The organism is Streptomyces glaucus (genome assembly GCF_039533365.1).
Taxonomy (GTDB): domain Bacteria; phylum Actinomycetota; class Actinomycetes; order Streptomycetales; family Streptomycetaceae; genus Streptomyces; species Streptomyces glaucus.
The window spans coordinates 1-13,308 of the sequence record NZ_BAAATK010000030.1 but is presented as its reverse complement, the minus strand read 5'-3'; the positions used below and the strand labels follow the sequence as shown (position 1 = coordinate 13,308).

At 73.4% G+C, this 13,308-nt stretch carries 11 protein-coding genes; 5 read left to right on the top strand and 6 right to left on the bottom strand.

The features are described from left to right. The first annotated feature begins 98 nt into the window (after positions 1-98). The 4 genes from ABD363_RS21380 to serA all read left to right on the top strand — a co-directional run bounded on the left by ABD363_RS21380 (position 99) and on the right by serA (position 5,485). Entirely contained in the window at positions 99-1,949 is a 1,851-nt protein-coding gene (locus tag ABD363_RS21380; RefSeq protein ID WP_344605995.1) for an acetolactate synthase large subunit, read from the top strand. Positions 1,950-1,978: 29 nt separating this feature from the next. Beyond that, positions 1,979-2,503, top strand: a complete 525-nt coding sequence (gene ilvN / locus ABD363_RS21375; protein ID WP_344605993.1) for an acetolactate synthase small subunit — start codon at positions 1,979-1,981, stop codon at positions 2,501-2,503. A 116-nt stretch (positions 2,504-2,619) separates the two neighbouring features. Beyond that, positions 2,620-3,618, top strand: a complete 999-nt coding sequence (gene ilvC / locus ABD363_RS21370; RefSeq protein WP_344605991.1) for a ketol-acid reductoisomerase — start codon at positions 2,620-2,622, stop codon at positions 3,616-3,618. 265 nt (positions 3,619-3,883) lie between these two features. Next, entirely contained in the window at positions 3,884-5,485 is a 1,602-nt protein-coding gene (gene serA, locus ABD363_RS21365; RefSeq protein WP_344605989.1) for a phosphoglycerate dehydrogenase, read from the top strand. A gap of 70 nt (positions 5,486-5,555) precedes the next feature. On the opposite strand, the gene ABD363_RS21360 is transcribed toward serA, so the two are convergent. After that, the gene (locus ABD363_RS21360; protein WP_344605987.1) at positions 5,556-7,103 is read right to left on the bottom strand and encodes an MFS transporter; all 1,548 of its coding nucleotides are present in this window, start codon (positions 7,101-7,103) and stop codon (positions 5,556-5,558) included. Between the two features lie 110 nt (positions 7,104-7,213). Between ABD363_RS21360 and ABD363_RS21355 the strand changes: the two genes are divergently transcribed. Further along, the gene (locus ABD363_RS21355; RefSeq protein WP_344605985.1) at positions 7,214-7,798 is read left to right on the top strand and encodes a TetR/AcrR family transcriptional regulator; all 585 of its coding nucleotides are present in this window, start codon (positions 7,214-7,216) and stop codon (positions 7,796-7,798) included. On the opposite strand, the gene ABD363_RS21350 is transcribed toward ABD363_RS21355, so the two are convergent. The 5 genes from ABD363_RS21350 to ABD363_RS21330 all read right to left on the bottom strand — a co-directional run. Then, positions 7,752-8,465 (bottom strand): ATP-binding cassette domain-containing protein, encoded by a 714-nt coding sequence (locus ABD363_RS21350; protein WP_344605983.1) that lies wholly within the window; start codon positions 8,463-8,465, stop codon positions 7,752-7,754. The two genes, ABD363_RS21355 and ABD363_RS21350, sit on opposite strands and share 47 nt — an antisense overlap. Further along, positions 8,462-9,400, bottom strand: a complete 939-nt coding sequence (locus ABD363_RS21345) for an ABC transporter ATP-binding protein (protein WP_344606101.1) — start codon at positions 9,398-9,400, stop codon at positions 8,462-8,464. The genes ABD363_RS21350 and ABD363_RS21345 overlap by 4 nt, the downstream gene beginning before the upstream one ends. A gap of 73 nt (positions 9,401-9,473) precedes the next feature. Further along, a complete protein-coding gene (locus ABD363_RS21340; RefSeq protein ID WP_344605981.1) occupies positions 9,474-11,324 on the bottom strand; it encodes an ABC transporter permease subunit in 1,851 nt (616 codons plus the stop codon). Further along, positions 11,321-12,808, bottom strand: a complete 1,488-nt coding sequence (locus tag ABD363_RS21335; RefSeq protein ID WP_344605979.1) for an ABC transporter substrate-binding protein — start codon at positions 12,806-12,808, stop codon at positions 11,321-11,323. The genes ABD363_RS21340 and ABD363_RS21335 overlap by 4 nt, the downstream gene beginning before the upstream one ends. Positions 12,809-12,917: 109 nt before the next feature. Next, positions 12,918-13,308 (bottom strand): PucR family transcriptional regulator (locus ABD363_RS21330; protein WP_344605977.1); only part of this gene is annotated, 391 nt, incomplete at its 5' end.

Sequence of the window (13,308 nt, the reverse complement as noted above, 5' to 3'; positions counted from 1 at the left end):
GTTTTTTGTTGCACGGGCGCGAGCAGCTCTCGGCCCGAGCATCAGCCGAATACCGTACAAACTTCGCACAAGCCCTCAGCACCGAGAAGAGATTGCCGATGACCGAGCAGGCCTCCGGGGCTCACCATCCGCAGCCGCGGCCCCGTCCCTCTGGACAGCAGTCCGCCTCCGTCGAGCACGTCACGGGCGCGCAGTCCCTCATCCGCTCGCTCGAGGAGGTCGGCGCCGACACGGTATTCGGCATTCCCGGCGGTGCGATCCTTCCGGCGTACGACCCGCTGATGGACTCCGGCCGGGTGCGTCACGTCCTGGTCCGCCACGAGCAGGGCGCGGGGCACGCGGCCGAGGGCTACGCCCTGGCCACCGGCAAGGTCGGCGTCTGCATGGCGACGTCCGGCCCCGGCGCGACGAACCTCGTCACCCCGATCGCCAACGCCCACATGGACTCCGTGCCGCTGGTCGCGATCACCGGCCAGGTCGCCTCGTCGTCGATCGGCACGGACGCCTTCCAGGAGGCGGACATCGTCGGCATCACCATGCCGATCACCAAGCACAACTTCCTGGTCACCAAGGCCGAGGACATCCCGCGGGTGATCGCCCAGGCGTTCCACATCGCCTCCACCGGCCGCCCCGGCCCGGTCCTGGTCGACATCGCCAAGGACGCCCTCCAGGCGAAGACCACCTTCTCCTGGCCGCCCATCATGGACCTGCCCGGCTACCGCCCGGTGACCAAGCCGCACGCCAAGCAGATCCGCGAGGCGGCCAAGCTGATCGGCTCCGCCCGGCGGCCCGTGCTGTACGTCGGCGGCGGTGTCCTCAAGGCCGGCGCCACCGCCGAGCTGAAGGTGCTCGCCGAACTCACCGGCGCGCCCGTCACCACCACCCTGATGGCGCTCGGCGCGTTCCCCGACAACCACCCGCTGCACCTGGGGATGCCCGGCATGCACGGCAGCGTCGCCGCCGTCACCGCGCTGCAGAAGTCGGACCTGATCGTCGCCCTCGGCGCCCGCTTCGACGACCGCGTCACCGGCAGGCTGGACAGCTTCGCCCCGCACGCCAAGATCGTGCACGCCGACATCGACCCGGCCGAGATCGGCAAGAACCGCGCCGCCGACGTGCCGATCGTCGGCGACGCCCGCGAGGTCATCGCCGACCTGATCCAGGCCGTCCAGAAGGAGCACGCCGACGGCCACCGGGGCGACTACGCCGCCTGGTGGAACGACCTGAACCGCTGGCGCGAGACCTACCCGCTCGGCTACGACCAGCCCGGCGACGGCTCGCTCTCCCCGCAGCAGGTCATCCAGCGCATCGGGCAGCTCGCCCCCGAGGGCACGATCTTCTCGGCGGGCGTCGGCCAGCACCAGATGTGGGCCGCGCACTTCATCGAGTACGACCGGCCGCGCACCTGGCTGAACTCCGGCGGCGCCGGAACCATGGGCTACGCCGTCCCGGCCGCCATGGGCGCCAAGGCCGGCGCGCCCGACCGGACCGTCTGGGCGATCGACGGCGACGGCTGCTTCCAGATGACCAACCAGGAGCTCACCACCTGCGCCCTGAACAACATCCCGATCAAGGTCGCCGTCATCAACAACGGGGCCCTCGGGATGGTCCGCCAGTGGCAGACCCTCTTCTACAACCAGCGGTACTCCAACACGGTGCTGCACTCCGGGCCCGACGACATCAACCCGCAGGCCAGGGGCACCCGCGTCCCGGACTTCGTGAAGCTGGCGGAGGCCATGGGCTGCCACGCCATCCGCTGCGAGGACCCGGCCGACCTCGACAAGGTGATCGAGGAGGCGAACGCCGTCAACGACCGCCCGGTCGTGGTCGACTTCATCGTCCACCAGGACGCGATGGTGTGGCCGATGGTCGCCGCCGGCACCTCCAACGACGAGATCATGGCCGCCCGGGACGTCCGCCCCGACTTCGGCGACAACGAAGACGACTGAGCCAGGAAGAGCGAAGAGGAACCCCAGACATGTCCAAGCACACGCTCTCCGTCCTGGTGGAGAACACGCCGGGCATCCTCGCCCGGATCGCCGCCCTGTTCTCCCGCCGCGGCTTCAACATCGACTCGCTCGCCGTCGGCGTCACCGAGCACCCCGACATCTCCCGCATCACCATCGTGGTGAACGTCGAGGACCTGCCGCTGGAGCAGGTCACCAAGCAGCTCAACAAGCTCGTCAACGTGCTCAAGATCGTCGAGCTGGACCCGGCGCAGGCCGTGCAGCGCGAACTGGTCCTGGTGAAGGTGCGCGCCGACAACGAGACGCGCTCGCAGATCGTCGAGATCGTCCAGCTGTTCCGCGCCAAGACCGTCGACGTCTCCCCGGAGGCCGTGACCATCGAGGCCACCGGATCCAGCGACAAGCTGTCCGCCATGCTCAAGATGCTGGAACCGTACGGCATCAAGGAGCTGGTCCAGTCCGGCACGATCGCGATCGGCCGTGGCGCCCGCTCGATCACGGACCGGTCGCTGCGCGCCCTGGACCGGTCGGCGTAGCACCCGGAACGGGCGGCCGGCGCACCGGCCGCCCGTATTCCGAGACCCGAAGACTTCCCTTCCGCCCACCGGCATACGGTGGGACGCGACACCTGCACACAAGGAGAGAACCCAAAGTGGCCGAGCTGTTCTACGACGCCGACGCCGACCTGTCCATCATCCAGGGCCGCAAGGTCGCGGTCATCGGGTACGGCAGCCAGGGCCACGCCCACGCCCTGTCGCTGCGCGACTCGGGCGTCGACGTGCGTGTCGGTCTGCACGAGGGCTCCAAGTCCAAGGCGAAGGCCGAGGAGCAGGGCCTGCGCGTGGTGACCCCGTCCGAGGCCGCCGCCGAGGCCGACGTCATCATGATCCTCGTCCCGGACCCGATCCAGGCCCAGGTCTACGAGGAGCACATCGCGCCGAACCTGAAGGACGGCGACGCCCTCTTCTTCGGCCACGGCTTCAACATCCGCTTCGGCTTCATCAAGCCCCCGGCCGGCGTGGACGTCTGCATGGTCGCCCCCAAGGGCCCGGGCCACCTGGTGCGCCGTCAGTACGAGGAGGGCCGCGGCGTCCCCTGCATCGCCGCCGTCGAGCAGGACGCCACGGGAGGCGCCTTCGCGCTGGCCCTGTCGTACGCCAAGGGCATCGGCGGCACCCGCGCCGGCGTCATCAAGACGACCTTCACCGAGGAGACCGAGACCGACCTGTTCGGTGAGCAGGCCGTCCTGTGCGGTGGCACGGCCGCGCTGGTCAAGGCGGGCTTCGAGACGCTGACCGAGGCCGGCTACCAGCCGGAGATCGCCTACTTCGAGTGCCTGCACGAGCTGAAGCTGATCGTGGACCTCATGTACGAGGGCGGCCTGGAGAAGATGCGCTGGTCGATCTCCGAGACCGCCGAGTGGGGCGACTACGTCACCGGCCCGCGGATCATCACCGACGCCACCAAGGCCGAGATGAAGAAGGTCCTCGCCGAGATCCAGGACGGCTCCTTCGCCCGGCAGTGGATGGACGAGTACCACGGCGGCCTGAAGAAGTACGGCGAGTACAAGCAGCAGGACTCCGAGCACCTGCTGGAGACCACCGGCAAGGAGCTGCGCAAGCTCATGAGCTGGGTCGACGAGGAGGCGTGAGCCGACCGCCCGAGGGGCCGGGACGTTCCGCTCCGGCCCCTTCGGCGAACCCCGGGTAACGTCGGTGGTACGGCGTTGTCCGATCCGTCCGGCCACGGACGGGTGAACCTTCCGAAGCGGCGTAAGACGACGCCACCGGCGCCACTACACTGCTGCACACATACGCGTCAGGCCCACAGCGTCGTGCGTCTTCCACGCGGCTAGCACCCCTCCACCGCCTGCGGCCGTCGGGACGGCCGTCCGCACTGGACATGTGAGGACCCACGTGAGCTCGTACCCCAGTCGAAAAGCCACGGTACTCATCGCTGAAGAGCTGTCGCCCGCCACCGTCGACGCGCTTGGGCCGGACTTCGAGATCCGCCACTGCAACGGAGCAGACCGAGCCGAACTGCTCCAGGCCATCGCCGACGTGGACGCGATCCTGATCCGCTCGGCCACCAAGGTCGACGCCGAGGCGATCGCCGCGGCGAACAGGCTGAAGGTCGTCGCACGAGCCGGCGTCGGCCTCGACAACGTCGACGTCGCCGCCGCCACCAAGGCCGGCGTGATGGTCGTCAACGCCCCCACCTCCAACATCGTGACCGCCGCCGAGCTCGCCTGCGGCCTGATCATCGCCACCGCCCGCAACATCCCGCAGGCCAACGCCGCGCTGAAGAACGGCGAGTGGAAGCGCAGCAAGTACACGGGCGTCGAGCTGGCCGAGAAGACCCTGGGCGTCGTGGGTCTGGGCCGGATCGGCGCCCTCGTCGCACAGCGCATGTCGGCCTTCGGCATGAAGGTCGTCGCCTACGACCCCTACGTGCAGCCCGCGCGGGCCGCGCAGATGGGCGTCAAGGTGCTGTCGCTGGACGAGCTGCTGGAGGTCTCCGACTTCATCACCGTCCACCTGCCGAAGACCCCCGAGACGCTCGGCCTGATCGGCGAGGAGGCGCTGCGCAAGGTCAAGCCGAGCGTGCGCATCGTCAACGCCGCGCGCGGCGGGATCGTCGACGAGGAGGCGCTGTACTCGGCGCTGAAGGAGGGCCGGGTCGCCGGCGCGGGCCTCGACGTGTACGCCAAGGAGCCCTGCACCGACTCGCCGCTGTTCGAGTTCGACCAGGTCGTGTGCACCCCGCACCTCGGCGCCTCCACCGACGAGGCGCAGGAGAAGGCCGGTATCGCCGTCGCCAAGTCGGTGCGGCTCGCCCTCGCCGGGGAGCTGGTGCCGGACGCGGTCAACGTCCAGGGCGGGGTCATCGCCGAGGACGTCAAGCCGGGTCTGCCGCTCGCCGAGCGCCTGGGCCGGATCTTCACCGCGCTCGCCGGCGAGGTCGCGGTCCGCCTCGACGTCGAGGTGTACGGCGAGATCACCCAGCACGACGTGAAGGTGCTCGAACTGTCCGCGCTCAAGGGCGTGTTCGAGGACGTCGTCGACGAGACGGTGTCCTACGTCAACGCGCCGCTGTTCGCCCAGGAGCGCGGGGTCGAGGTGCGGCTGACCACCAGCTCGGAGTCGGCCGACCACCGCAACGTCGTCACCGTGCGCGGCACGCTCGCGGACGGCGAGGAGATCTCGGTCTCCGGCACGCTGACCGGCCCCAAGCACGTCCAGAAGATCGTCGCGGTCGGCGAGTACGACGTCGACCTGGCGCTCGCCGACCACATGGTGGTGCTGCGGTACGAGGACCGTCCCGGCGTCGTCGGCACGGTCGGCCGGATCCTCGGCGAGGCCGGCATCAACATCGCCGGCATGCAGGTGTCCCGCGCGGTCGCCGGCGGCGAGGCGCTGGCGGTGCTGACCGTCGACGACACGGTGCCGCAGGGCGTGCTGTCCGAGGTCGCGGCCGAGATCGGCGCGACGTCGGCCCGGTCGGTCAACCTGGTCTGAGGCGACCGCCCCTGCGGGGGCCGTCCCCGGACCCCCGCTCAGGCCCTGAACGGGCCTCGTCCTCACACGCTCACACGCCGGACGGGCTGATCGCATCGGCCCGTCCGGCGTTCTGCGTGTCCGCGGTCTCGCGCACCCGGATGCCGCGCAGCGCGCGTGCCGCCGGTACCGCCGCGGCCAGCAGCAGCACCGCTCCGGCGATCGCCGCGCCGTGCATCCCGCTCGTGAACGCCTTCCGCGCCGCCGTCGCCAGCGCCTGGCCCGCGGACTGGGGCAGCTGCCCGGCGACCGCCAGTGCGCCGCCCAGGGTCTCCCGGGCCGCGTCCGGTGCCGAGGCCGGCATCTCGTGGTGGTAGACGGCCGTGCCGATGGAGCCGAGGACCGCCATGCTCAGGGCGCCGCCGAACTCCGTTCCGGTCTCCATGAGGGAGGAGGCCGTCCCGGCCTTCTCGACCGGGGCGGCGCCGAGGGCCAGGTCGGTTAGCTGGGACATCACGGCGACGATGCCGCCGGCCATGACACCGCACGCGGCCAGCACCAGCCACAGGGAACCGGTGTCCGCCAGGACCAGCAGCGCGTAACCGCACGCCGCGACCACGAAGCCGCCCGCGACGACGTACGCCCGCTCCACGCCCCGCTGGACCAGCCGCATGGCCAGCGGTGCCGCGAAGCCGATGAACACCGAGGGCAGCAGGGCCCACAGCGCCGCCTCCAGCGCGCTCTTGTCCAGGACGGACTGGAGGTACTGGGTGGTGAAGTACGAGGAGCCCATCAGCCCGAAGGCCGACACCAGGTTGAGGACGACCGCCGGGGTGAAGCCGTGGCCGCGGAACAGCGCCGGCGGGATCAGCGGGGACGCCGCGGTGCGCTGACGGTGCACGAACAGCGCGCCGAACAGCAGGCCGACCGTCACCGACATGACGTAGCGCACGTGCCAGCCCTCGGACGGGATCTCCTTCAGGCCGTAGACCAGGGGCAGGACGGCGGCCATCGACAGCGGCACGCTCAGCAGGTCGAAGCGGCCAGGGTGCGGATTCTTCGACTCCGGCAGCAGGACCGGGCCGAGGACCAGGAGCAGGGCCATCGCGGGCAGGTTGACCAGGAAGACCGAGCCCCACCAGAAGTACTCGACCAGGACACCGCTCATCACCGAGCCCAGCGCGATGCCCGCGGTCATCACGCCGGACCACAGCCCGACGGCCTTCGCGCGCTGCCCGGGGTCCGTGAACATCGTGCGGACCAGGGCCATCGTCGAGGGCATCAGGGTCGCGCCGCCGATGCCGAGGACCGCGCGGGCCACGATCAGCGTCTCGGCGCTGTTCGCGTACGCCGCCACCAGCGAGGCGGCACCGAAGGCCGCCGCGCCGGTCAGCAGAAGCCTGCGGCGGCCGACGCGGTCGCCCAGCGAGCCCATCGTCATCAGCAGACCGGCCAGCACGAACGCGTAGATGTCGAAGATCCACAGCTGCTGGGTGCCGGTGGGCTCGAGGTCGGCGCTGATGGCCGGAATCGCGAAGTAGAGGACCGAGACGTCCATCGAGACCAGCAGCAGCGGAAGCATCAGCACGGCGAGGGCGGTCCATTCGCGGCGCCCGGCGCGGGGTGGGTTCGTCGTCATGTCCGGGACTGTACGCACGTCTTATACTGCTGTCTAGTACGGTTGTATATGACGACTGTATAGGACCTCCGTATGGGACGGGTGTATGGACCGAGGGGTAGGGTGACTCCATGGGACACCGTGAGGATCTGCTCGAGGGCGCCAAGCGCTGCCTGCTGCAGAAGGGGTTCGCGCGGACGACCGCGCGGGACATCGTCAAGGAGTCGGGGACCAACCTCGCGTCGATCGGCTACCACTACGGCTCGAAGGACGCGCTCCTCGCGCAGGCGTACGTGTCGCTGGTCGAAGGGCTGGGCGACGCCTTCGAGGGCGACCGGTCCGTGCTGGACGGCACCGAACCCGGCTCGGTCGAGCGCTTCCAGCGGGTCTGGTCGAACATCATCGACACGATGCGGGAACCCGGCAGTGTGTGGCGGCTCAGCATGGAGATCCTGGCCATGGGCGACCGGATGCCGGACGTGCGCGACCATCTCGCGCGGGCCCAGCGGGAGGCCGGGCGGGGGATCGTCCCGCTGCTCATGGGCGGGCGCGAGGAGGACGTCTCGGACGAGACGACGGACACCCTCGGGGCGTTCTATCTGACGCTGATGACGGGACTGATCGCGCAGTGGACCTTCGACCCGAAGACCGCGCCCGAGGCCGGTCAGCTCACCGAAGGGCTGCGCCGGGTGATCGAGGCCGCCACTCGGACGTGACGCGTCCCTCGCGCAGTTCGACCACGCGGTCCGCGAAGTGCCGTACGACCGCGCGGTCGTGGCAGATGAACAGGTAGCCGAGGCCCAGCTCGTCCTGGAGGTCGGCGAGCAGGTTCAGCACGCCGGCCCGGACCGACGCGTCCAGCGCCGACACCGGTTCGTCCAGGACCAGCAGCCGCGGCTCACAGGCCAGGGCGCGGGCGATGCCGGCCCGCTGGCACTGGCCGCCGGACAGCTCGTGCGGGCGCCGGTCGCCGTACGCCGGGTCCAGGCCGACGCGTTCGAGGAGTTCCGCGACGCGGGCGGGGCCGTCGTCGGCGTTCCAGCGGCCCTGCACCTTCAGCGGTTCCGCCACGGCGTCCCGGATGCGGTGGCGGGGGCTCAGGGAGCCGTAGGGGTCCTGGAGGACGGGCTGCATACGGGGGCGCAGGGGGCGCAGTTCGCGTTCCGTCAGGCCGGTCAGCTCGCGCCCCTCGAAGCGGACCTCGCCGCCGTCGGGGCGGCGCAGCAGGAGCACCGCCAGCGCGGTGGAGGACTTCCCGCAGCCGGAGGGGCCGTCGAGGGCGAGGGTCTCGCCGGCCTCCAGCGCGAAGGAGACGTGGTCGACGGCCGTCACCGGGCCGTAGCGGACCACCAGGTCACGGACGTCCAGCAGTGGCTCGGTCACAGGAACTCCCGGATCGGGTCGGGGACGTCGGCCGCCCGGTGGCAGGCGACCAGCCGTCCGTCCAGCGGCTGCGGCTCCGGTTCACGCGTCCGGCAGGGATCCGCGGCCAGCGGGCAGCGCGGGGCGAAGGCGCAGCCGGTGCCGAGGGCGCCCGGCGCGGGCGGGGAGCCCGGGAGCGCCGGGAGGCGGCGGCGGGGCGGGCCGTCCGATGAGGGGAGCGAGGCCAGCAGGCCCGCGGTGTAGGGGGCGCGGGGGCGGGCCAGCACCCGGCCGGCGGGGCCGGTCTCGGCCGCCCGGCCGGCGTACATCACCAGCACGCGGTCGGCGTGGCGGCGGACGACGTCGAGGTCGTGCGTGACGAGGACCAGCGCGGCGCCGACCGCCTCCCGCTGCTCGGCCAGCACCCGCAGCACCTGTTCGCGGCGCTCCTCGTCCAGCGCGGTGGTCGGTTCGTCGGCGACGACCACGTCGGGCTCGTTGACCGTCGCCATGGCGATCACCGCGCGCTGCCGCATGCCGCCGGAGTACTCGTGCGGATACGCCCGCGCCCGGCGCGCGGCGTCCGGGATGCCGACCCGCTCCAGCGCCGCCACCGCCCGCGCCGCCGCCTCGCGCCGGGACACCCGCCGCACCGACCGCACGGCGGCGGCGAGCTGGTCGCCGACCGGGTGGACGGGGGAGAGCGCGGACAGGGCGTCCTGCGGGACGAGGCTGATCCGCCGTCCGCGCTCGGCGGCGAGGTCGGTGGAGCCCCGCAGCAGGACGCCGCCGCTCGTCGTCGCGCCGCGCGGCACCATGCCGAGCAGCGCCCGCGCGGTGAGCGACTTGCCGGCGCCGGACTCCCCGACGACGCCGAACGCCTCGCCGGGGCGGACGTCGAAGGAGAGCCCGCGGACGACTTCGACGCCGTCGAAGGAGACGCGGAGGTCCCGCACGGAGAGGAGGGGGGCGGGCGCCTCGGGATCCTCGCCGGGAAAGGGCGCGGGACGCGGCTCGTGGGCCGGGGCGTCAGGCTTCACCGGCGGGCTCCTTCCGGGCCGGGGCGGGGACGGGGCCGGCGCCCGGCCGGGCGCCGGGCGCGGCCGGGGACGGCAGCCGGCAGGGTCCGCCGGCCGCAGCGGGGCGTGCCGGGGAGCGCACCGGGCGTCGGCCGGCCGCTCCCGAGGTGCGGCGGGGGCGGGTGAGCGACGACGCCGAGACCGCGAGGCCCGCCAGGAGGGCCAGGGCGACGGCGGGGGCGAGGGCGGCCCAGGGGGCGCGTTCCACGTAGGCGCGGGACTCGTCGAGGAGCAGGCCCCACTCGGGCGCCGGCGGCTGCGCGCCCAGGCCCAGGAAGCCGAGGGAGGCCAGGGCGAGGGCGATGCCGGGCAGCCGCAGCAGGGCGTGCCGGGCGACCGGCGCGGCCACCGACGGCAGGACGTGCCGGGTCAGGATCCAGGCCGGCGACGCGCCGATGGCCCGCTGCGCGGTGAGAAACGCCGACGCCCGCACCTCCTGCACCAGCGCCGCCGCGTGCGCGGCCAGGGGCGGCCAGGAGATCAGAGCGACGGCGAGGGCGGCCCCGCCGGTGCCGGGCCCGGCCGCCGCGGCGACCAGAATGCCGACGATCACCGGCGGCAGGGCGTTGGCGATGTCCGCCGCGCCCGCCGCGAACCCCGGCAGGAAACCCAGGGCCAGTCCGGCCAGCAGGCTCAGCAGGCAGACCGCCGCCGCCGTGCCGACCGTCGAGGCGGCCCCGTGTCCGAGCCGCGCCAGCACGTCCCTCCCGAGTCCGTCGGTGCCCAGCGGGTACGCCCAGGAGGGCGCCGCCAGCCGGGCGGTGGTGTCGACGGCGTACGGGTCGCGCAGCAGACCCCAGCCGACCGCGGCCAGCAGCACGGCGGCGAGGACCACCGGCACCGCCGGGTGCGCGCGCACCGGCCGGGCCGGGGGCAGCGCGAGCCCGGCGTCGCGCAGGGCCGGCCCCAGCAGCCGGCGCCGTGCCAGCGCGGCCAGCGCGCCGGTGACCAGACCGAGGACGAGCAGGGCCAGGACGGCGCCCTGGAGCAGCGGCAGGTCCTGCGACTTGGCCGCCCCCAGCGCCGTCCGCCCGATGCCGGGCACCGCGAACACCGTCTCCACCGCGACCGCGCCGCCCGCCAGTCCCACGGCGACCATGCCGGACTGCGGGACCAGCGGCGGCAGTACGCGGCGCAGCGCGGCGGCCGCGATCCGGGCCCGGCTCACCCCCGCGCCCCGCCACAGCTCCACCCACCGCTCGCCGAGCACGGCGGGCAGCGCGTCCGCGACCAGGCGGCCGAGCAGCCCGCCCGCGGGGACGCCGAGGGCGACGGCGGGCAGCACCATGTGCTCCGGCCCGTGCCAGCCGGACGTCGGCAGCCACCCCAGCCACACCCCGCACACCAGCAGCGCGACCGTGGCCAGCAGGAACTCCGGCACGGCGGCCAGCATGGCGGCGAACGCCCCGCCCGAGGCGCGCCCCCGCACCAGGACGGGCGCCACCAGCGCGCAGGCCAGCAGCACCGCCACGGCGAGCGAGGCGCCCATCAGGGCCAGCGAGACCTGCAGTCCGGACACCACCGACGGCAGCACCTCGGCCCCCGACACCCAGGACGTGCCGAGATCGCCGCGCGCCGTACCGCCGGCCCACCTCCCCAGCAGGGCGAGGGGCCCGGCGTCCAGCCCGAGGTCCCGCCGTACGGCGTCCAGGGCCTCCCGCGTCGGCTCCTGCTCGGCGGAGCGGGCCCGCAGCACGGTCAGCGCCGGGTCCCGGCCGGAGAGCCAGGGCAGCAGGCCGACGGCGGCCAGGACGGCGGCGAGTGCGAGGACGCGGGTCGACCCCGCCGCGGTGGGCCTCACCCGAGGTGGGTGGCCGCCGTGACGAGCTCCCGCTCGCGCGGGTCGTGGGCGGCGCCGACCACGTCGGCGGCGTCGCCCTGGATCACCCGCTCGTGGAGCATCGGCACCGCCGCGTCGGTGGCCAGCACGGCGGCTTCGGCGGCGACGACCGCCGCGCGGCGGTCGTCGCCGGTCGGCGTCTCACCGGCCTTGCGCAGCGCCTTGTCCACCGACGCGTCGGCGAGCTGGGAGATGTTGAAGGAGCCGTCGGAGGCGAAGTCGCTGTAGAGGTAGGCGGCCGGGTCGCCGGAGTCCAGGACGGTGGCCCGGGACAGGAGGAACGCGTCGAACTCGCCGGCCAGCGCGTCGGACTCGATGGCGGCGTACTCGCGGACGTCCAGCTTCACCCGGAACCCGGCCTTCTGGAGCTGCTGTTGCAGTGCGGCGGCCACCTCGGGCAGCTCGGCCCGGTCGGTGAAGGTGCCGAGGGTGATGGTCCGGCCGGCGGGTCGGCCCGCCTTCGCGCGGGACACCGGCTCGCGCAGCTCGGCCGCCCAGGGGAGCGCCGGGCCGAGCAGCCCCTCGGCCACGTCGGCGCGTCCCTCGTACACCCCCTTCACGATCGACTCCGCGTCGATCGCCTCCCGGGCCGCCGCCCGCAGCGCGGGATCCCGGAAGGCGCCCTTCGCGGTGTTCAGGTAGAGGGTGTTGGTGCGCGGCATCGGCACCTCGGTGATCAGGTCCTCGTCGAGCAGCGCCGCCTGGGACACCGGCACCGCCTCGACGATGTCGGCCTCGCCGCTGCGCAGGGCGGCGGCGCGGGCGGTGCCGTCCGGCACGAACGTCACGTCGATGCCGGGGGCCTCGGCCCGGCCGCCCCAGTAGTCGTCGTAGCGGTCGAGGGAGGCGGAGGAGGTGCCGTCGACCTCGGTCAGCTCGAAGGGGCCGGTGCCCGCGCCGACCGGGTCCACGGTCTTCCCCCGGTACGCCTTCGCCGCGAGGATCGACAGCTGGGGGGAGCTGAGCCGCTGCGGGACGAGGGGGTCCTCGACGGCGGTGGTGACGACGACCCGGTTCCCGTCGGCCCGCGCGGTCAGGTCCACGCCGTCGAGGATGCGGGGCTTGGGGGAGGCGGTGGCGGCCCTAGTGAGGGAGCGCACCACGGCCTCGGCGGTGAGCTTCGAGCCGTCGTGGAAGGTGACGCCGTCGCGGATCGTGAACGTCCAGCTGCGGCCGGACCGGGTCCACCCGGTGGCGAGGGCGGGCCGGGCGTCGCCCTGCGCGTCCAGCTTCACCAGCGTCTCCGCCGTCGACCAGCGGGAGAGTTTGAAGGCGTCGTCGGAGAGCGGGGACAGGCCCGAGCGCGGGGGCTGCATCATCGCGACGCGGATCCGCCCGCCCTCGGCGCCGGCGTCACCGGAACCCGTCGCGGAGAAGCATCCGGTGAGCAGCGCGAGGGCCGCGGCGGACGCGGACAGGGGGAGGAAGCGGACGGGGACGCGCACGGGACACTCCGGGTAAAGGGCTGGTCAATGGTTGAGCGCGCGACGACCGTAGCACGATGACAATCGTTTTCATAAGTTGGTGTCGATCACGCCGGGCGGGGGCCGCCCGTCACAGCCGCGCCGCCTTGAGCGCCATGTGCAGCAGCAGCCGGTCCTCGCCGTCGTCCAGGTCCAGGCCGGTGAGCTGCTCGACGCGGGAGAGGCGGTAGTAGAGGGTCTGGCGGTGGATGCCGAGCGCGGCGGCCGTACGGGCGGCCTGGCCCGCGCAGTCGAGGTAGGCCTCGGCGGTGCGGGCCAGCTCGCGGTGGGCGGGGGCCAGCAGGGCGCCCGCGGCCGGATCGCGGGCGGCGCCCGGCGGCAACGCGGTGAGCAGGCGGTACGGGCCGATCGACGCCCACTCGGCGACCGGGCCGAGCCGCGGCTCGGCCAGGGCCGCGCGCGCCGCCGCCGACGCCTCCCGCCAGGCCGCGCCCAGCTCCGCGAGCCCGGCGCGCGGCACG